The organism is Kineosporia rhizophila (assembly GCF_021277265.1).
In the GTDB taxonomy this organism is placed as follows: Bacteria; Actinomycetota; Actinomycetes; order Actinomycetales; family Kineosporiaceae; genus Kineosporia; species Kineosporia rhizophila.
Window position 1 is genome coordinate 209,494 of the sequence record NZ_JAJSOH010000002.1, and the last position, 18,371, is coordinate 227,864.

The window sequence follows — 18,371 nt, forward strand, 5'->3', positions numbered from 1 at the left end:
CCGGACCTCAGCGGGCCTCGACGCGCTCCAGAACGTACGACGCACCCGAGCGGGCGGCCTCCACCGGGCCGAGGTAGGCCCGCCGGGCCTCGTCGACCACCGTGTCGGTGTCGGTCCAGACCGGGATGTGGGTGAGCACCAGGCGGCGGGCGTCGGCCTCGGTGGCCGCCTCCCCCGCGCGCTTGCCGGTCAGGTGCACGTCGCGACCCTCGTCCCGGCCCTCGACGAACGAGGCCTCACAGAGGAACAGGTCGGCGTCCCGGGCCAGCTCGACCAGGTTGGAACAGGAGTCGGTGTCTCCGGAGTAGGCCACCACCACCCCGTCGTGCTCGACCCGCAGGCCGAACGCCGGGACCGGGTGGTTGACCGTGCGCGAGGTGATGGTGAACGGGCCGACCTGCACGACGCCCCCGTCGGTGAACGGCCGCACGTCGTACACCGAGGGCAGTTCGGTGGCGGCGTCCGGCCCGTAGGCGGCCAGGACGCGCTCGGCGGTACCGACCGGGCCGTAGACCGGCAGCGGCGCCGGCGGGTCGGTGAGGTCGAGGTGTGGGTCGTACCGGCGGGCCACGTAGAGGCCGCACAGGTCGATGAAGTGGTCGGGGTGCAGGTGCGAGATGAGCACCGCGTCGAGGGCCGACGGGGAGGCGAACCGCTGCAACGCCCCGAGCGCGCCGCTACCCAGGTCGAGGACGATGCGCCAGGTGCGGCCGTCGCCGTCCTCGGCCTCGAGGAGATAGCTGGAGGCGGGTGATTCCGGCCCCGCGAACGAGCCCGAGCATCCCACGATGGTGAGCCTCACCGGGGGCCTCCCGTCATTCTCAGCGCTCCGTCGACACCGGTCATGGAAATCGAGCCTACGGCCGGGCAGCAGTCAATCCCATCCGAACGACGAGTGACGCCCGCCTCTTCGTTAGAGTTGGGGTGTGTCGATCGCCCCCGTGGAGCTCGAGCAACCGGACACGGTCGAGAATCCCACCATTGACGTCCCCTGGGTCACGATCGTCTGGAACGACCCCGTGAACACCATGTCCTACGTGACCTACGTCTTCCAGTCGTACTTCGGCTACCCCAAGTCCAAGGCGGAGAAGCTGATGCGCGACGTGCACGAGAAGGGCCGCGCGGTGGTCTCCAACGGCAGCCGCGAGGAGATGGAACGCGACACCGAGGCCATGCACGAGTTCGGCCTGTGGGCAACCTTCCGCAAGGACGACTGATGGCATTCGGCAAGGCTCCGTTCCGGTCCACCCGCGCCGGGGTGCAGGTCAACCTGGACGACCAGGAGCGCGAGATCCTCGTGCACCTGCTCGGCCAGCTCCACGACCTGCTCGACGACGGCCGCTCCGACGAGGAGGTGGATCCGCTGGAGGCCCTGGTGGGTATGCGTGCCCCGGCCGACGGCGGGCCCCCGGCCCCGCCCGACGACCCGGCGGTGGCCCGGCTGCTGCCCGACGGCAATCGGGACGATCCGGAGGCCGCTTCGGAATACCGCCGGCTCACCGAGTACGGGCTGCGCTCACGTAAGCGTGAGGGTGCCCGCACCGCTGCGGCGGCGCTGAACCGCCCGGCGCCGGTGGTCCTCACTGCGCCCGAGGCGCTGTCGCTGCTCAAGGCGTTCACCGATGTCCGGCTGGTGCTCGGCGAGCGGCTGGAGCTGAAGACCGACGAGGACGCCGAGTCGCTGCACGAGCGCCTGTGGGCCGGCGAGGAACCGGAGTCGTGGCTGGCCACGGCCTCGATCTACGAGGTGCTGACCGCCTGGCAGGAGCATCTGGTGACAGCCGTCTCGAAGCAGCGCTGATCTCTTTCGTCGTCTTGACGATAACTCCCCCCGGGGTTACCGTCGTGCCATCGAAAGCGTCACCTTGACGAAATGAGCTTCTGATGAGCGATCCCGTCCGCGCGTTCCGTCCCGGCCTGCTCACCGACCAGTACGAGCTGACCATGATCCAGGCGGCCCTGGCCAGCGGTGCGGCCCAGCGCAAGTGCGTGTTCGAGGTGTTCGCCCGGCGGTTGCCGGAGGGCCGGCGGTACGGCGTGGTGGCCGGCACCGGAAGGCTGCTCGAGCAGTTGGGCGACTTCCGCTTCGGCGACGAGGAGCTGGCCGACCTGGAGCGCCGCGGGGTGGTCGACGCGCCGACCCTGCGCTGGCTGGCCGACTACCGCTTCCGCGGCGACATCACCGGCTACGCCGAGGGCGAGTGCTACCTGCCGGGCTCGCCGGTCCTCACCGTCGAGGGCACCTTCGCCGAGGCCGTGATCCTGGAGACGTTCGTGCTGTCGGTGCTCAACCACGACAGCGCGATCGCGGCGGCGGCCAGCCGGATGACCGCGGCCGCCGACCAGCGGCCGTGCCTGGAGATGGGCGCCCGGCGCACCCACGAGGAGGCCGGTGTGGCCGCCGCCCGGGCCGCCTACATCGCCGGTTTCGCGGGCAGCAGCCTGCTGGCGGCCGGGGCCCGCTACGGGGTGCCCACCATCGGTACGGCCGCGCACGCGTTCACCCTGCTGCACGACGGTGAGGTGGAGGCGTTCAGCGCGCAGGTGGCCTCGCTCGGCGCCGGCACCACGCTGCTGGTGGACACCTACGACGTGACCACCGGGGTCGACAACGCGATCAAGGCAGCGGGTACGGAACTCGGTGCGGTGCGGCTGGACTCGGGCGATCTGGTGGTGCAGGCGCACGCCGTGCGGGCCCAGCTCGACCGCCTCGGGGCCCGGAACACCAAGATCGTGGTGACCAGCGACCTGGACGAGTTCGCGATCGCCGCCCTGGCCGCCGCCCCGGTCGATTCCTACGGTGTGGGAACGCAATTGGTCACCGGCTCGGGCGCGCCCACCGCCGGGATGGTGTACAAGCTGGTGGCCCGCGAGGGGGCAGACGGCTCGATGGTTCCGGTGGCCAAGAAGAGCACCTCCAAAGCCAGCGTCGGGGGCCGCAAGTGGGCCCTGCGCCGGCGCGACGCCGAGGGGGTGGCCGACCAGGAGCTGCTCGGCCTGGGCGGACAGCCGCCGTCCGGCGACGAGTACCGCGCCCTGCAGCGCACTCTGGTGGCCGGTGGTGAGATCGTCGGCACGGCGAGCCTGGAAGACGCTCGCGCCCGGCACAAGGCCTCCCGCGCCGAACTGCCGGTGACCGCCCGGCAGCTGTCCCGCGGCGAGGCCGCGATCCCGACCGTGATGTATTCGGAGGAGACCCGATGAGCAAGGCCCTGATCGTGGTGGACGTGCAGAACGACTTCTGCGAGGGCGGGTCCCTGGCCGTGGCCGGGGGCACCGCGGTGGCCGAGGCGGTGACCGCCTACCTGCGCTCGGACGCGGCCGGCGGCTACTCGGCCGTGGTCGGGACCCGCGACTGGCACATCGACCCGGGCACGCACTTCAGCACCGCCCCCGACTACGTGGACACCTGGCCCCGGCACTGCGAGGTGGGCACGGCGGGCGCCGACTCGCACCCGGCGCTGGACGTCTCGCTGGTGCAGGCCTGGTTCCACAAGGGTGAGCACCAGGCCGCCTACTCCGGTTTCGAGGGCCACCTGGCCGAGGACGAGACCACCCTGGCCGACTGGCTGCGCGAGCGCGGCGTCACCGCAGTCGACGTGGTGGGCATCGCCACCGACCACTGCGTGCGGGCCACCGCGCTGGACGCGGTGCGGGCCGGGTTCGGCACCCGGGTGCTGCTGGGGATGACGGCCGGGGTGGCCGCCCCGACCACCCGGTCGGCGCTGGAGCAGCTCGAAGCGGCCGGGGCCGAACTCGTCGGAGCGCCCGCGTCCCCTAACTTGAGCTGACCCTCGTCCATTGTTCGAAAGGTTTGAAGGCATGCAGAGCAACGTCTCCGGACTCCCCGGCCTGCCGGGCAGCGACCACCCGGGCACCGGACCGGTGGTGGAGCCGTTGCTCGACGGCCTGCTCGCCGACGTGGTGCAGGACGACCCGGACGGCGCGCTCTCGGCGCACCGCGACCACCGCCGGGCCTGGTACGGCGACCTGGTCGGGCCGCTGTGGGTGCCGGTGTCGGCCACCGAGCAGGTGATCTACGCCCTGCACACCTCGGACGCCGGGCTGCCGGTGGTGCTGTCCACCGGACCGGCGCCCGACGGCGACGACGCGGCCCTGCTGGAGAGCCTGCGCCGGGCCCGGTTCCAGCTGCTGGACAACCACCGGGTGGAGCTGACCGCGGTCGAGCTGCCGTTCGCCGGTGCGGGAGCGGGCTCGGCCGCCGACCGGGCCCGGATCATGCTCGACTCGCTCGACTTCACGGTGCCGGCCTGGTTCAGCGTCCCGGCCGGACCGGGCTGGGAGCCGGCCTTCGACGTGCTGGCCGAGGACGGCGCCGAGAGCGTCGCGCTGCGCCTGCCCACGTTCGGGCCGGGGACCTCGCCGGAGCAGGCCGCCTCGGGGGCCGCGAGCGCGATGCGGGTGCTGATCGACCGGGACCTGCCGTACGCGCTCAGCTCCGGGGTGACCGGCCTGGTCACCGACGCGTCCGGGTTCGGTCTGCTGAACGCGATCGGGGCCACCCGGGCCGCGCTGAACGGGGCCGAGGCGGCCGAGATGGCGGTGATCCTGGCCGAGACGGACGTGGCCCCGCTGGCCGCGGCGGTACGCCGGATGAGCGAGGCCGACGCCGCCACCGCCCGGGCCTTCCTGCCGGTGGTGGTGCCGCCGTCGATCCGGCAGATGATCACCGCGCTCGAGGCCGAAGGGCTGATCGAACCGGACGCCGCCTGACCGGGCGCCCGACGGCGAGGCTGGCTAGCTTGGGGGCATGAGCCAGGAGCTGGTGGTGCACCAACGCCCGGGTGAGGGGCCTACGGTTCTTGCCCTGCACGGGATGAGCAGCACCGCCGAGGTCTGGGCCGACCTGGAGCGGCGCCTGGCCGGGCAGCACCTGGTGGCCCCGAACCTGCCCGGCCGCGGCCCGTCGCGGGGCGTTCCCGCGCGCCCAGGTATGCAGGGCCTGGCCGACGTGGTGCTGGAGCTGGCCGCCCGCTCGCTGTGGGCCCCGGCCGGCGAGCTGGTGGTGGTGGGGCACTCGATGGGCGCCTTCCTGGCCCCGATCGTGGTGCGCCGCCTGGCCGACGCCGGTTTCCGGGTGCGCGGGGTGCTGCTGCTCGACGGTGGCCCCAAGCCCGACGACTCGTTCCTGATGAACCCGCTGATCGTGCGGGCGCTGTTCACCGTGGCCGCTCTGAAGGCCCGTTCGGTGATGTCGATGCGGGCGCCCCACGACGCGGTCGACTGCCTGACCCGGCCCACCCGCCTGGGACTGCTGGCCGGGCTGGAGATGCCGGTGCACCTGATCGCCGCCGCGAACGGGGCCGGGCCGGACAAACCGGAGTTCCTTTCCGACGCGGCCATCGAACGCGGGCGGTCAGTGCTGCCGCGGATGACCTGGGAGCGCATCGACGCCACCCACGAGAGCATGCTCGAGCATCCGACGGTGGCCGAGGCCGTGCGCCGACTGAGCTGACCGCTTCAGGAACGCTTCGTGACGGCCCGATCTCCGGCCGGGGCAGGCGTGTTCGCAGGGTGACCGTGTGAAATACCTCGAACCTGCGGGGAACCCTTGGCGTGTCTGCGGGTAGCCGTGTTAGAACTGGGTTAATGCTCGGCAACGAGGCCGTGTCGCCGCGCCATCGAGAAAGTGATCGAGCTCATGCCAGAGCCGGAGGTCCAGGCCATTGTGGCCGAGTTGTCGGTGAAGTATCCACTTTTCGCCGCGGCCACCATCCAGCGATGGGTCGACCGGGAGACGGCGCGTTACGTCAACGCCTCGATCCGGACCTTCGTCCCGATCCTGGTTCGCCGGGCGGTCGAGCGCACCCTGCGTGACCTCGACACCATCGAGGTCGTCGAGCTGAACAAGCCGAACCCCTACCTGCAGCCGGCCCGCTGAGCGTCACTCCCCCTCCCCCACCTCCAGGTGGGTGCGCCGGCCGTCGTGATCCAGGATGGTGAGGATCTCGGCCGGGCCGTCCACCGCCCCGAAGGTGTGCGGCACCATCGTCGAGAACGCCGCCGCCTGACCGGTCTCGACGATCACCACCCGCTCCGCCAGCAGCAGTTCGACGGTGCCGGAGAGCACGGTCATCCAGTCCCGCCCCGGATGCACCTTCTGGGCATCGGGCCGACGCGAGGCCGGTTGGGTGAGCCGGATCCGGGCCACCGTGAACCCGTTCGGCCCGTCCTGCCGGTTCAGCGTCCAGAGCGTGCGACCTCGCTCCTCGTCGTGCTGGGGCCGGATCACCACGTCCTCGTCACCGGCCGACTCGACCAGCTCGTCGAGCGACGCGCCGAGCGCCTGGGCGATCGCGGTGAGCTGGTCCAGGCCGATCCGGCGGTGCCCGGTCTCGATCCGGCTCAGCGTCGACGGGCTCAGGTAGCAACGAGCGGCCAGATCGTCGAGCGACCACCCCATGGCCAGCCGTAGCCCCCGGATGCGGGCGCGGACCAACCGGTCGACGGCGTCTTCTTGCTTCATACGCAAGATGGTATGCCGCAGCCGCAACCTGCTCCTAGGGTTGTCGCTATGGGAGAACATCAGCACGGCGCACATGCAGGTTCGGAACCCGGCTACTTCCTGGAGATGCTGGATCTGGACGGAGTGGTGCTGGCCGACACCTTCAGTTCGGTCACCGAGTGGATCGCCGGACATCTCGGCGATCACCGGGCATCCCGGATCCTCGATCTGGGTTCCGGCACCGGCACCGGAACCTTCGCCCTACTGCGCCGTTTCACTGACGCGCGGGTGACGGCGCTCGACGCCTCGGCCGACATGCTCCACTACCTTCTCGAGCGGGCCGGGCGAGCCGGCCTGGACGGCCAGGTGGTCACGCATCAGGCCGATCTGGACTCTTCGCGCCTTCCGGCCGGACCGTTCGACCTGGCCTGGGCCTCGGCATCGATGCACCACATGGCCGATCCGGCCCGGGTTCTCGCCGATCTGCGGGCCGCCCTGGCGCCCGGCGGACTGTTCGCCATGGTCGAGTTCGAGACGTTTCCCCGCTTCCTCCCCCACGGCTTCGGGTTCGGCACACCGGGTCTGGAAGATCGCCTGAACGCCGTCGCCGACCGCAAGCGCGAGGAACACCACCCGACGGTCAATTCCGACTGGACAGCCCGTCTGACCGCCAACGGCTTCGAGGTGCGGGAAGAGCGGACCTTCCAGACCGATCTGCGGGCGCCGCTTTCCGAGGCCGCGCAGCGCTACGCCCGGGTGACTCTGTCCCGATTGCGTGAAGGCATGGGCGAGACGCTCTCGGACGAGGACCGGCACACGCTGGATGCCTTGCTGAGCGAGCACGGGCCGGAGCGCCTGGAGACACGCGCCGATCTCACGGTGCGCAGCTCCCGGCGGGCCTGGATCGCCGCCCCGGCCGGGTGAGGAGTTCGGCCGGGCGGTCAAGGAGGCGGGGCCGGACGCCGAGAAACGGGATCATCCGTTAGTCCGGAGGCTGCCGCATGTCCCTCTCCAACTCCCCCACGCCACTGGTCCCGATCACCGGTGTGGTCGGTGTCTTCCTGAACAAGCGCACCGGCGACCAGCTCCAGGTGCCGATCGTCGCCTTCTCGCCGGACTCCGGCATGACCTTCTACGTGGACCGCAACGGCAAGGTCGTGGACTACCGGCTGAGCCGCGAGGACGACGTGTGGAGCGTGGGGGTGTTCGCAGCCGCCGACACCCAGGGCATTCACGATGCGGTGGTGACGGAACTGGAGACGACGGGGCTCTCGCACCATCCGCTTCCGCACGCGCCCTCGGCGTCTTCGGCTGCGGGGAACTGAGCGCCGGGCCCGCGCTGCGCCGTCGGGGCCTGGGCTGCTTCTTGGCCCGGTAATTGCGTTGCGCCGGGCGTTGCGGCGGGCGAAGGTGTGCGGCGATGAACATTGATGCGGTGCTGGCCGCCTTCGACGAGCAGTTGCGACGCACCGGTGAGGGCGAGGGGGCCGAGAACCCCGAGCCCGGACGGGCCCCGCGCGTCCTGAACACCGTGAAGCCGGAGTGGGCGGCCGTGACCTGGTCGCGGCTCGACGAGCAGGACGCCGACGAGGTGATCGCGGCCCAGATCGGCCGGATGGCCGGGCTGAACCTGGACTGGGAGTGGAAGTACTACTCCTACGACACCCCGGCCGACCTGCCCACCCGCCTCCGGGCGGCCGGGTTCGTCGACGAGGAGCCGGAGAGCCTGATGGTCGCCGCGCTCGACGAGCTGGACCTGTTCGACCCGCCGGAGGGTGTGCGGATCGACCCGGTGACCGACGCGGCCGGCGTGGACCGGATGGTGGCCGTGCACGACCTGGCCTTCGGCGACGGCAGCCACCGGGCCTGGGGCGACGCCCTGCTGCGCCAGCTGCAGACGGCTCCGGACGAGGTGGCGGCGTTCGTGGTGATGGCCGGCGACGAACCGGTCTCGGCCGGACGCATGAACTTTCACGAGGGAAGCGACTTCGCCAGCATCTGGGGCGGGGGCACGGTGCCGCAGTGGCGCCGCAAGGGGATCTTCCGCGCGCTGGTGAGCCATCGGGCCCGCTACGCGATCGACCGGGGCTTCCGGTACCTCCGGGTCGACGCTGCTCCGACAAGCCGACCGATCCTGGCCCGGATGGGCTTTCACGAGATCGCCAGCACGGTGCCGTTCATCCACCACGCGTAGCTCCGCGCCCGGCCGCATCGAGAGGCCAGGCTCGAAGGGCCAGGCCAGGCGGGCCATTTCGCGGGCGACCTGCCCACGAACCCCGGGCACTCCATGCCTTATCGAACTCGCCCCCCTGGGATTGCGGCCAGACCGCGAGGGGCCCGGCGGCCATGGCAGCCAATTGGCGCCGACGCCCGCACGAGTCAGCTTCCACCAGCGATGCCCGACAGTTGGGGTGGCCCTGGAGGGGACAGAGGGAGTTTGTCGAGACAACGCTTGGACGTCCAAGGGTTCTCTCGACAAACTCCCTCTGTTCTTTGCGGGTGCTCAGCGTGATTCGGGCAGACACACGGTGAGGGTAGGGAGGCCGAAGGCTCCCGACTGAGGTGCTATTAGGCAGCGAGCTAGCGGCGGGTTGGCAGCGGCGGGCCGGCGGCAGGTCGGCGACGGCGGGCCGGCAGCAGGTCGGCAGCGGCGGGCCAGCTGCGGCAGGTCTGCGGCAGGTCTGCGGCAGGTCTGCGGCAGGCCAGCGGCGGCAGGTCGGCGGCGGCGCGGCGGCGGCGCGGCGGCGGCGCGGCGGCGGCGCGGCGGCGGCGGGTCGGCGGCGGCGGACCTTGCCTTCCTTTCAGGCAGGAGCCCCAGACGCTGATGTGTTGCGGCGTGCCGCTAATGGTTCGCCGGACGCGCTGGATGCTTGGGTTCCAGCAACGCTGCGTACGGCGCTGCTGATGGTGGGGTCGGCGGGTGGCGTCGGGGAGCAGGAACTGGCTGCTCTGAGCGCAGCTGTGCGAGGCCGAGTCGTAGGGCTTGTGGATTGGGGCCGTCGGGCGCGTCTACACGTCTTTCTCGGCCAGTTCGCGGAACTCGTCGGGGCCTCCGCGCCGTGACATGGCGGGCAGGTAGCCGACGGAGTTGCGGCCGTATTTGGCACGTACCGCGTCCATCGAGGTGTCTACGGCCAGCCGCGCCGCGCCCGTTTCGGTGCCTTCGCGGCGGGGGTCGTCGGGGGCGACCGCGAGCTCTTGCTGCACCACGTGCCGCACCACGAGGTTGGACACCGAGATGGCGAGCAGGCTTATCTGCACCTGAGGCAGGTCTTCGGGGCGGCGTGGTCGCTCCTCCTTCTCGCCCGCCGCCTGGTCGCGAAGGGCCTGCCAGGCCAGTTGCTCGGCAATCTCGGTGAGGGTGAGGGTGGCGGCCACCGGCTCGTTCAGGGTGAGCGAGCGGGTGACCGAGCGCAGGTCGGGGAAGCGCACCCGCACCGTGACCGTGCGCCCGGCGCGGTGTTTCGCGCGTGGCCGCACGGCCACTCGCTCGGCCAGGTGGTTGAGCACCGCCCGGACCATCTCGGGGGTGGCCTCTTTGCGGCCCATGGCCGACTGCGCGCCCACCGACCGGGCGCGGGTGGCCGAGGTGACGCGGCGGGCATCCTCGTTGTGGGCCAGGGCGCTCAGCTTCTGGCCGGCGGCCTGGCCGAGCAGCCGCTGCACCGAGCCGGGTGAGGCCTCGGCCAGCTGGCCGATGGTGCGGATGCCCTCGGACTTCAGCTTGGCCTGCGCGACCGGGCCGATGCCCCACATCAGGCCGACCGGCAGCGGGTCGAGGAACTCGCGCTCCCGCTCGGGAGCCACCACGACCAGCCCGTCCGGCTTGGCCACCTGCGAGGCCACCTTGGCCAGGTGCTTGGTGCGGGCGACGCCGACCGAGATGGGCAGGCCGATCTCGCGCCGCACCCGGCGGCGCAGCCGGTCGGCGATCACGTCGGGTGGGCCGAACAGGTGCACCGAACCCGAGACGTCGAGAAAGGCCTCGTCGATGGAGATGCGCTCGAGCTCGGGCGTGACGTCGTTCAGGATCGCCATCACCCCGTCGGCCAGCTGCTGGTAGCGGTCGAAGTGGCCGCGCACGAACGTGATGTGCGGGCAGAGCTCGCGGGCCCGGCGACCGGGCATTCCGCCGGAGACGCCGAAGCGTTTGGCCTCGTAGGAAGCGGCCAGCACGACACCACCGGCTGCGCTGCCACCCACCGCGATCGGGCGGCCGCGCAGCGAGGGGTCGAGCAGTTGCTCGACCGACGCGTAGAACGCGTCCAGATCAGCGTGCAGAATCGCTGCCCCCTCGTACATGCCCCGATTCTATTCGAACATTTGTTCGAACACCAGGAGTGGCGGGGTATAGGGGCAAGAACGCAAGGCCGCATAGGCGTAGACCGCTGGGGCCCGGGGTGGTGCGGCGCGCAGCGCGTTCGGCAGACGGGCCGGTCGCGTGCTTGGAGGCGGGACAGGCGGGAGCGCGCAGGCCGACACAGCGCCGACACCCAACTCTCACAGGCCTCACAATCATGCTGTGACCAGCACTGTTGACCCCCGCGACCCGCTCGGCCTGGCCGCCGACGCACCTCTGTTCGCGGCCTGGCTGAAGATCACCGCCGAGGTCGAGCAGGGCGACACCCGTTTCTTCAGCATCCCCGGCCACAAGCAGCGCACCGAACTGACCGGGACGATCGTTGCGGGCGATGTGCCGCTCTACGCCGGCCTGGAGTCTCCCCAGTTGAGTAGCGGCCTGCTGGCCGAGGCCCAGGCCCGGGCGGCGACCTTGTGGGGAGTCGACTGGTGCCGGTTCTCGGTGGGCGGCTCCACTCACGCCAACCAGGCGGTCGCCCTGGCGCTGGGCGAACCGGGCGACACGGTGATCGTGTCGCGCACGCTGCACCGTTCGATGCTGACCGGGCTCATTCTGGCCGGGCTGCGTCCGGTGTGGGTCTATCCGGAACTCGACAGGAGGCAGGGGCTTCCGTTGCGGATCGCCCCAGAAGCAGTTACTGACGCGCTGATCGAGCACCCACAGGCCAAAGCCGTTCTTGTCGGCGACCCTTCATACGTCGGAACAACCGGGGACGTGGCGGGGCTGGCTGCCGCTGCACACTCCAGGAACGTGCCACTGGTGGTGGACGGAGCCTGGGCGGCGCACTTCGGTTTCCACCCGGCTTACCCCGAGCACGCCTTGGCCCTGGGGGCCGATGCGCTGGTGATCAGTGCGCACAAGACACTGCCGGCGATGGGCCAGGCCGCGCTGTTGCTCGCCCGCACCACCACCGGGCTGCTCGACCCCTCCCGACTGGAGCGCGGTTTCGAGGCCGGGCACACCACCAGTCCGTCCGGGGCGATCCTGGCCAGCATCGATGCGGCCCGGGCACTGCTGGAAACCCACGGTGAGCGGCTGCTGGGCGACCTACGCGACCTGCGCACCCACGTCCTCAAAAGACTCTCGGGCACAGCGGGTCTGGAGGTGCTCGACGGACCGGGCCTCGACCCGGCCAAGCTGGTGATCCGACTGCCCGGCACCGGCGCGCTCGGTGGCCGGGTGGACCAGCGTCTGCGCAGTCAGGGGTTTCTGCTGGAGATGTCCGACCGGGACACCCTGATCCCGATGCTGACCGTGGCCGACGATCTCGCCGGAGTAAATGCCCTGGTCGATGCCCTGATCACCGCGGTCGAGGCCGAACGCGGGCCCGCACGCCCGGATTCCGGAGCTCTGGCCTGGCGCACGGTTCCGGTGACCGGCCTGCCCCCGCGCGAGGCCTTCTTCGCCCGGCACGAAACGGTTTCCGCACAGCAGGCCATCGGCCGGATCAGCGCGGAGCTGATTGCGCCCTACCCGCCCGGGATACCGGTGCTGGCCCCGGGCGAGGTGATCACCCCGGAGATCGTGAGCGGGCTGCAGCAGGTCCGGGCCGACGGCGGGCGGATCGCCTACGCCGAGGACCCGGACCTGGCCACGTTCCAGGTGGTGGCCGGGCCGTGAGGCCCTACTTCTGCCCGACGAACCAGCGCCGCAGCGTGTCGATGCGCTCCTGAAGCTGCTCGGCACTGGCCTTGGCCACCTCGGGGCCACCGCACGCGTCGCGGACGTTGCTGTGCACCACCCCGTGCGGCTGGCTGGTGCGTCGCGACCAGGCCCCGACCAGGCTGTGCAGTTCTTTGCGCAGCGCGGTGATCTGCCGGTGCCCGGTGACCTCGGTCGGTTCGGGAGCGGCCGCGGCCGGCTTGTTCTTGCTCCGGGCCAGCTGGTCGGCCTGCCGCTGCCGCAGCAACGTGGTGACCTGGTCGGGCTCGAGCAGGCCGGGGATGCCGAGGAAGTCCTCCTCCTCCTGGCTGCCGACCTCGGCGTGGGTGCCGAACTCCTGCTTGTCGAAGAGCACCCGGTCGAAGGTGGCCTGCGACTCCAGCGCCTCGAAGGGGGTCTTCTCCAGCTCGCCGGAGGCCTTCTCCTCGCGGTTGGCTGCGGCGAGCAGATCCTCCTCCGGGTACTCGTCCTCGGCGGTTTCCTTCTTCGGCCGGTCGAGCGCGTGGTCGCGCTCCACCTCCATCTGGGCAGCCAGGTCGAGCAGCACGGGAACGCTGGGCAGGAACACCGACGCCGTCTCACCGCGCTTGCGTACCCGGACGAAGCGCCCGATGGCCTGCGCGAAGAACAGGGGTGTGCTGGTCGACGTGGCGTACACGCCGACCGCCAGCCGGGGCACGTCGACGCCTTCGGAGACCATCCGGACCGCGACCATCCAGCGCGAGGTCCCGGCCGAGAACGCCTCGATCTTGTCCGAGGCGCCGTCCTCGTCGGAGAGCACCACGGTCGGCGACTCGCCGGTGATCTCCTTCAGCGTGCCGGCGTAGGCGCGGGCCGTCTCCTGGTCGGTGGCGATCACCATGGCCCCGGCGTCGGGCACCCCGCGGCGCACCTCGGTGAGCCGCTTGTCCGCGGCCGCCAGCACCGACGGGATCCACGAGCCCTGCGGGTTCAGCGCGGTGCGCCAGGCCTGGCCGATCATGTCCTTGGTCAGCGGCTCGCCCAGGCGCGCGGCCACCTCGTCGCCCGCGCTGGTCCGCCAGCGCATGGCCCCCGAGTAGGCCAGGAACATCACCGGCCGCACGACTCCGTCGCGCAGCGCGTCGGAGTAGCCGTAGGCGTGGTCGGCCCGGGAGCGGCGGATGCCCTCCGCGTCCTCCTCGTACTCCACGAACGGGATCGGGCTGGTGTCGGACCGGAACGGGGTACCGGTGAGCGCCAGCCGCCGGGTGGCCGGGTCGAACGCCTCGCTGACCCCGTCACCCCAGGTGAGCGAGTCACCGGCGTGGTGGATCTCGTCGAGGATGACCAGCGTCTTGCCGGCCTCGGTGCGCGCCCGGTGCAGCAACGGCTTCATCGAGACTTGGGCGTAGGTGACCGCGACCCCGTCGAACGAGGCGCCGTGGGCGCCCTGGGCGTTGCTGTAGTTCGGGTCGAGGTGAATGCCCACCCGCTGGGCCGCATCGGCCCACTGCCGCTTCAGGTGCTCGGTGGGGCAGACCACGGTGACCCGCTGGACGACCCGCCGCTGCAGCAGCTCAGTGGCGATGCGCAGGGCGAAGGTGGTCTTACCGGCGCCCGGGGTGGCCACCGCGAGGAAGTCACGGGGGTTGGTGGCCAGGTACTTGTCCAGCGCCTCCTGCTGCCAGGCGCGCAGCTTGGACGAGGTGCCCCAGGCCGCCCGGGCCGGGAACGCCGGGGGCAGCTGCGAGGCCGCGGCCGAGCTGGCGTGGGCCGGGCTGGAGGGGCCCGGGCCGGTGTCGAAGAGCGATGCCGGGTTGGAGCCGGGGGTCACGCCGCCGTCCTCTCTGGTGTTCTGCGGATCTGCCGGTGCCCCGACGGATTTCGGACCTGCGGAGTGCCGCTGCCGGCCCATGATCGGCTCGTGGTGGGTCTCGTCATCGGCTCACGAGGCTACCTGCTGCCGGCCGTCCCGGTGCGCCGCCGGCACGATGACGCAGGCCACGACGAACCTCACACAGGTGCTGAGGCCGGCCTCGCGCGGAACCCGGCCAGGGCCACCAGCAGGGCGAACGCCCCACTACAGACCCACATCACGGTGAACAGCCGGGCATCCCCGCCGACCGGGTCGTGCCAGGCGGCGAATGCGGCCCCGGTCAGCCCGATGCCCAGCGCCGCGCCGAGTGCGTCGGACAGCTGCAACGCAGAGGAGTTGCGGCCCTCCTGACCGGCCTCGCTGTAGCGCAGGGTGAGCACGCCGGTGCTGGACATGGCCAGGCCCATGCCTACGGCGCAGCAGGCCCACAGGGGTAGCACCAACCAGCCGGAGGCGGGCGGGCGGATGAGCAGGGTGAGGCAGAACAGCGCTGCGGAGATCAGCAGCGCGCCGGAGACGAAGAGCAGATGCCGGGGTATGCGCATAGAAGGCCGCCCCTGGATGTACGAGCCCACCGTCCAGCCCGCCACACCGCCGGTGAGCACCAGCCCCGCATGGGCGGCGGAGAAGCCGTGCTGACTGGTCAGCATCAGGGGCAGGAACGACTCCGCCCCGAAGAACATGCCGGCGAACAGCCCGCGCAGGGCGATCACCGTGGGCAGGCCGCGCCCCAGGCGCAGCGTGCCGCGCGGCGCCAGTGGCCGGAACCCGGCCACCACCAGCGCCAGGCCGACCGCCACCGCGAGCACGGTCAGCACCGCCCCCAGGCTCTGCGCCTCGCCCAGACTCCACTGCAGACCGAGCACCCCGGCGGTGACGGCCACACCGCACAGCGCCCGGCGGCGCAGGTGGGAGCGGGTCAGCCCGGCCGGGTCTCCCGGTTCACGGGTGGGACCGGAGCGCAGCCGGGGCACCAGGGCCAGGGCCGGCGGCACCGCCAGCGGAACCACCAGCAGGAACACCAGGCGCCAGCTCACCGCCTCGGCCAGCCAGCCGGCCAGCGCCGGGCCGGCCACCCCGGGCACCACCCAGGCGGCCGAGAACAGCGAGAAGACGCGGGGCTGCAGCTCGGACGGGAAGACGTCGGCGACCACCACGTACAGGGCCACCACCAGCAGCCCGGCGCCCGCCCCGGCCAGCGCACGGCCGGCCAGCAGCACCGGGTAGACCGGGGCCAGACCACAGATCACCTGACCGGCGCCGAACAGCACCAGCCCGGTGACCACCGGCCAGCGGGTGCCTGCGGTGTCGCACCAGCCGCCGGACAGCGTGACCCCGAGCAGCTGCGCGGCGATGAAGGCGGAGAACGCGAAGCCGTACTCGCGCACCGCGTCCAGGTCGCGGGCCAGCACCGGCATCGCCGTGGACACCGCGATCGCCTCGAAGGCGATCAGCGTGATCAGGGTGATGATGCCGGCCAGGCTCGCCCAGTAGGGGGCCAGCGAGGCGGGCGCCGGGTTCGGCGCCCCGGCCTCGGGGCCCTGCGAAGGAAGACGTTTCAGGGGTTACTTGCCGCCCTCGTCGTCGCCCCCGCCGTGCTGCAGACCTTCGTAGATCTCCTTGCACATGGGGCACACCGGGAACTTCTTCGGGTCGCGCCCGGGCACCCAGACCTTCCCGCACAGGGCCACCACCGGCTCACCGGAGAGCGCCGACTCCAGCACCTTCTCCTTGCGCACGTAGTGCGCGAACCGCTCGTGGTCGCCGGGCTCGACCTCCTGCTCGACGTGCTCGCGCTCGAGCAGGCCGGTGGTCGACCCCTCCGGGGAGGACATCGGGTCCAGCTGGGGTTCGGGGTACGGCGTGGTCATGGCGTGCGAGTCTACGCCCGATCCCGGCGTCTCAGTTCATCGTCGGATCGTCCGGATAGGTGGACACCAGGGCCAGTTCACCGCGCTGGCGGCGCAGCACCTCGCCCCACAACCGCTCGGGCCGGTCGGTGAACGCGTCCCGCGGCTCGGAGTCGACCACGAACCAGGCGCCGTCGGCGATCTCGCCCTCCAGCTGCCCGGCCGCCCACCCGGCGTAGCCGGCGAAGATCCGCAGGCCGGCCAGGCCGGGCACGATCACCTCGGGCGGGGCGTCCAGGTCGACCAGGCCGATCGACCCGATCAGCAGGCGCACCCCGACCGGCTCGGCGCCCTGGCCGGGCATCGCGACCAGCCCGAGCGCCGAGTCGAGCTGGACCGGGCCGCCCTGGAAGAGGCGACCCGGTGCGGTCGTGTAGGGCTGCCAGGCCGGCAGCACGGACGAGACGTCCACCTCCATGGGCCGGTTCACCACGAGCCCGAGGGCGCCGTCGTCGCCGTGGTCGAGCATCAGGATCACCGTCCGGCGGAAGTTCTCATCCTCGAGCGTCGGGCTGGCGACGAGGAGGCTGCCGCTCAGCCGACGCGTCTGGATGGGCATATGCACATCATCAGGGTCGGGGACGGGTGCACGCAGCCCAAGACGCAGACAGACTCACCCATGACACCGGGTGAACCCTGTGAGGATGCCCACAGCGACCTCACGCCCGGTGGGCCACCGCGGCGTCGTGCACGGCTCTGGCCACCACGGCGCTCACGTCCGGGTGGAACACACTGGGGACGATGTAGGCGGCGTTGCGCTCGGAGTCGGTCACCACCCCGGCGAGGGCCTCGGCGGCGGCCAGCAGCATCGGCGTGTTGATCGTCTTGGACTGGGCGTCGAGCAGACCGCGGAAGACCCCGGGGAACGCCAGGACGTTGTTGATCTGGTTGGCGAAGTCGCTGCGGCCGGTGGCAACCACGGTGGCGTGCTGCGACGCCTCGACCGGGTCGACCTCGGGCACCGGGTTGGCCATCGCGAAGACCACCGCGTCCTCGGCCATGGTGGCGATGTCGGCGCCGGTGAGGATGCCCGGGGCGGAGACCCCGACGAAGACGTCGGCCCCGGCCAGCGCGTCCTTCAGCGAGCCGGTGACGCCCCGCGGGTTGGTGTTCTTGGCGGTCCAGTGCAGGTTCTCCGGCAGGCCGGGACGGCCCGGGTGCACGACCCCGTCGATGTCGCAGACCACCACGTCGGACGCGCCGGCCGCGATCATCAGCTTCAGGATCGCGGTACCGGCCGCCCCGGCGCCGGACATCACGATCCTGACCTGGGAGATGTCCTTGCCCACCACCTTGAGGGCGTTGGTCAGGGCGGCCAGGGTGACGATCGCGGTGCCGTGCTGGTCGTCGTGGAAGACCGGGATGTCCAGGGCCTCCCGCAGCCGCTCCTCCACCTGGAAGCAGCGCGGGGCGCCGATGTCCTCCAGGTTGATCCCGGCGAACACCGGGGCGATCCGGATCACCGTCTCGACGATCTCGTCCACGTCCTGGGTGTCCAGGCAGATCGGGAAGGCGTCGATGTCGGCGAACCGCTTGAACAGCGCGGCCTTTCCCTCCATCACCGGCATCGCCGCGAGCGGCCCGAGGTTGCCCAGGCCGAGCACGGCCGAGCCGTCGGTGACCACCGCGACGGTGTTGCGCTTGATGGTCAGACGGCGTGCGTCCTCCGGGTTCTCGGCGATGGCCTGGCAGACCCGGGCCACGCCCGGGGTGTAGACCAGCGAGAGGTCGTCGCGGTTGCGGATCGGCACCTTGGACTCGATCCGCAGCTTGCCCCCCAGGTGCATGAGGAACGTGCGGTCGGAGACCTTGCCGATGGTGACCCCGGCCAGCCCGCGCAGCGAGGCGATCACCTCGGGCACGTGGTCGCCGCCGCGGGTGGCGCAGGTGACGTCGACCTGCAGACGGTCGACCCCGGAGGCGGTCACGTCGAGCGCCGTGACGATCGCCCCGGCGTGCTCGATGGCGTGCGTCAGCTCGCTGACCGCGGTGGAACGGGCCGGCAGTTCCAGCCGGACCGTGATGGAGGAGGAAACACTAGGAGCGCTCGGCATGCGCTCCATTGTGGCCTGTCCGGACAGTTCCGGTGACCATTGTTCGTTGAGTTATCAGGCCCGGATCAGGACACCGGTCGGG

General features: G+C 71.5%; 19 protein-coding genes. 11 read left to right on the plus strand and 8 right to left on the minus strand.

Annotation, left to right across the window (positions count from 1 at the left end; all coding sequences use genetic code 11):
- Positions 1–7 precede the first annotated feature (7 nt).
- Complete coding sequence (locus LWF15_RS04410) at positions 8–802, minus strand: MBL fold metallo-hydrolase (protein ID WP_232809053.1); 795 nt, start codon at positions 800–802, stop codon at positions 8–10.
- 124 nt (positions 803–926) lie between these two features.
- Here LWF15_RS04410 and clpS point away from each other — a divergent pair, with 124 nt between their 5' ends.
- From clpS to LWF15_RS04445, 7 genes are all read left to right on the plus strand, one after another.
- Positions 927–1,217, plus strand: a complete 291-nt coding sequence (gene clpS, locus LWF15_RS04415) for an ATP-dependent Clp protease adapter ClpS (RefSeq protein WP_232809054.1) — start codon at positions 927–929, stop codon at positions 1,215–1,217.
- Entirely contained in the window at positions 1,217–1,801 is a 585-nt protein-coding gene (locus tag LWF15_RS04420; protein WP_232809055.1) for a DUF2017 family protein, read from the plus strand. The genes clpS and LWF15_RS04420 overlap by 1 nt, the downstream gene beginning before the upstream one ends.
- Positions 1,802–1,884: 83 nt before the next feature.
- A complete protein-coding gene (locus tag LWF15_RS04425) occupies positions 1,885–3,204 on the plus strand; it encodes a nicotinate phosphoribosyltransferase (RefSeq protein ID WP_232809056.1) in 1,320 nt (439 codons plus the stop codon).
- Complete coding sequence (locus LWF15_RS04430; protein WP_232809057.1) at positions 3,201–3,791, plus strand: isochorismatase family protein; 591 nt, start codon at positions 3,201–3,203, stop codon at positions 3,789–3,791. The genes LWF15_RS04425 and LWF15_RS04430 overlap by 4 nt, the downstream gene beginning before the upstream one ends.
- Positions 3,792–3,822: 31 nt before the next feature.
- The gene (locus tag LWF15_RS04435) at positions 3,823–4,734 is read left to right on the plus strand and encodes a hypothetical protein (protein WP_232809058.1); all 912 of its coding nucleotides are present in this window, start codon (positions 3,823–3,825) and stop codon (positions 4,732–4,734) included.
- A gap of 37 nt (positions 4,735–4,771) precedes the next feature.
- Complete coding sequence (locus tag LWF15_RS04440; protein ID WP_232809059.1) at positions 4,772–5,476, plus strand: alpha/beta fold hydrolase; 705 nt, start codon at positions 4,772–4,774, stop codon at positions 5,474–5,476.
- Positions 5,477–5,662: 186 nt separating this feature from the next.
- A complete protein-coding gene (locus LWF15_RS04445; RefSeq protein ID WP_232809060.1) occupies positions 5,663–5,902 on the plus strand; it encodes a three-helix bundle dimerization domain-containing protein in 240 nt (79 codons plus the stop codon).
- Positions 5,903–5,905: 3 nt separating this feature from the next.
- Here LWF15_RS04445 and LWF15_RS04450 read toward each other — a convergent pair whose 3' ends face one another.
- On the minus strand, positions 5,906–6,487 hold the full coding sequence (locus LWF15_RS04450; protein ID WP_232809061.1) for a helix-turn-helix domain-containing protein: 582 nt from the start codon (positions 6,485–6,487) through the stop codon (positions 5,906–5,908).
- Between the two features lie 48 nt (positions 6,488–6,535).
- Here LWF15_RS04450 and LWF15_RS04455 point away from each other — a divergent pair, with 48 nt between their 5' ends.
- The 3 genes from LWF15_RS04455 to LWF15_RS04465 all read left to right on the plus strand — a co-directional run bounded on the left by LWF15_RS04455 (position 6,536) and on the right by LWF15_RS04465 (position 8,660).
- The gene (locus tag LWF15_RS04455) at positions 6,536–7,390 is read left to right on the plus strand and encodes a class I SAM-dependent methyltransferase (RefSeq protein WP_232809062.1); all 855 of its coding nucleotides are present in this window, start codon (positions 6,536–6,538) and stop codon (positions 7,388–7,390) included.
- A 77-nt stretch (positions 7,391–7,467) separates the two neighbouring features.
- Positions 7,468–7,791 (plus strand): hypothetical protein, encoded by a 324-nt coding sequence (locus LWF15_RS04460; RefSeq protein ID WP_232809063.1) that lies wholly within the window; start codon positions 7,468–7,470, stop codon positions 7,789–7,791.
- A gap of 95 nt (positions 7,792–7,886) precedes the next feature.
- On the plus strand, positions 7,887–8,660 hold the full coding sequence (locus LWF15_RS04465) for a GNAT family N-acetyltransferase (RefSeq protein ID WP_232809064.1): 774 nt from the start codon (positions 7,887–7,889) through the stop codon (positions 8,658–8,660).
- Between the two features lie 815 nt (positions 8,661–9,475).
- Here the strand turns inward: LWF15_RS04465 and dinB are convergent.
- Positions 9,476–10,768: a DNA polymerase IV gene (gene dinB / locus LWF15_RS04470; RefSeq protein WP_232809065.1), complete on the minus strand. Its 1,293-nt coding sequence runs from the start codon at positions 10,766–10,768 to the stop codon at positions 9,476–9,478.
- 220 nt (positions 10,769–10,988) lie between these two features.
- On the opposite strand from dinB, the gene LWF15_RS04475 reads away from it, so the two are divergent.
- Positions 10,989–12,446, plus strand: a complete 1,458-nt coding sequence (locus LWF15_RS04475) for an aminotransferase class I/II-fold pyridoxal phosphate-dependent enzyme (protein ID WP_232809066.1) — start codon at positions 10,989–10,991, stop codon at positions 12,444–12,446.
- A 4-nt stretch (positions 12,447–12,450) separates the two neighbouring features.
- On the opposite strand, the gene LWF15_RS04480 is transcribed toward LWF15_RS04475, so the two are convergent.
- The 5 genes from LWF15_RS04480 to LWF15_RS04500 all read right to left on the minus strand — a co-directional run bounded on the left by LWF15_RS04480 (position 12,451) and on the right by LWF15_RS04500 (position 18,289).
- The gene (locus LWF15_RS04480) at positions 12,451–14,193 is read right to left on the minus strand and encodes a DEAD/DEAH box helicase (RefSeq protein ID WP_269809646.1); all 1,743 of its coding nucleotides are present in this window, start codon (positions 14,191–14,193) and stop codon (positions 12,451–12,453) included.
- Between the two features lie 269 nt (positions 14,194–14,462).
- Positions 14,463–15,887, minus strand: a complete 1,425-nt coding sequence (locus LWF15_RS04485) for an MFS transporter (RefSeq protein WP_332879881.1) — start codon at positions 15,885–15,887, stop codon at positions 14,463–14,465.
- 3 nt (positions 15,888–15,890) lie between these two features.
- Positions 15,891–16,196, minus strand: coding sequence for a DUF3039 domain-containing protein (locus LWF15_RS04490; RefSeq protein WP_232809069.1), 306 nt, complete (start codon positions 16,194–16,196; stop codon positions 15,891–15,893).
- Positions 16,197–16,227: 31 nt separating this feature from the next.
- Positions 16,228–16,794, minus strand: coding sequence for a YqgE/AlgH family protein (locus tag LWF15_RS04495; protein ID WP_232809070.1), 567 nt, complete (start codon positions 16,792–16,794; stop codon positions 16,228–16,230).
- A gap of 100 nt (positions 16,795–16,894) precedes the next feature.
- Positions 16,895–18,289, minus strand: a complete 1,395-nt coding sequence (locus tag LWF15_RS04500; protein WP_232809071.1) for an NAD-dependent malic enzyme — start codon at positions 18,287–18,289, stop codon at positions 16,895–16,897.
- Between the last annotated feature and the right edge of the window lie 82 nt (positions 18,290–18,371).

Excerpts from the sequence above, each read along its gene's own strand:
- LWF15_RS04500 (WP_232809071.1), bottom strand. The coding sequence starts at position 18,289 with ATGCCGAGCGCTCCTAGTGTTTCCTCCTCCATCACGGTCCGGCTGGAA.
- LWF15_RS04430 (WP_232809057.1), top strand. The coding sequence starts at position 3,201 with ATGAGCAAGGCCCTGATCGTGGTGGACGTGCAGAACGACTTCTGCGAG.
- dinB (WP_232809065.1), bottom strand. The coding sequence starts at position 10,768 with ATGTACGAGGGGGCAGCGATTCTGCACGCTGATCTGGACGCGTTCTAC.
- LWF15_RS04420 (WP_232809055.1), top strand. The coding sequence starts at position 1,217 with ATGGCATTCGGCAAGGCTCCGTTCCGGTCCACCCGCGCCGGGGTGCAG.
- LWF15_RS04435 (WP_232809058.1), top strand. The coding sequence starts at position 3,823 with ATGCAGAGCAACGTCTCCGGACTCCCCGGCCTGCCGGGCAGCGACCAC.
- LWF15_RS04455 (WP_232809062.1), top strand. The coding sequence starts at position 6,536 with ATGGGAGAACATCAGCACGGCGCACATGCAGGTTCGGAACCCGGCTAC.
- LWF15_RS04490 (WP_232809069.1), bottom strand. The coding sequence starts at position 16,196 with ATGACCACGCCGTACCCCGAACCCCAGCTGGACCCGATGTCCTCCCCG.
- LWF15_RS04425 (WP_232809056.1), top strand. The coding sequence starts at position 1,885 with ATGAGCGATCCCGTCCGCGCGTTCCGTCCCGGCCTGCTCACCGACCAG.
- LWF15_RS04465 (WP_232809064.1), top strand. The coding sequence starts at position 7,887 with ATGAACATTGATGCGGTGCTGGCCGCCTTCGACGAGCAGTTGCGACGC.
- LWF15_RS04495 (WP_232809070.1), bottom strand. The coding sequence starts at position 16,794 with ATGCCCATCCAGACGCGTCGGCTGAGCGGCAGCCTCCTCGTCGCCAGC.
- LWF15_RS04460 (WP_232809063.1), top strand. The coding sequence starts at position 7,468 with ATGTCCCTCTCCAACTCCCCCACGCCACTGGTCCCGATCACCGGTGTG.
- LWF15_RS04440 (WP_232809059.1), top strand. The coding sequence starts at position 4,772 with ATGAGCCAGGAGCTGGTGGTGCACCAACGCCCGGGTGAGGGGCCTACG.
- LWF15_RS04450 (WP_232809061.1), bottom strand. The coding sequence starts at position 6,487 with ATGAAGCAAGAAGACGCCGTCGACCGGTTGGTCCGCGCCCGCATCCGG.
- LWF15_RS04445 (WP_232809060.1), top strand. The coding sequence starts at position 5,663 with ATGCCAGAGCCGGAGGTCCAGGCCATTGTGGCCGAGTTGTCGGTGAAG.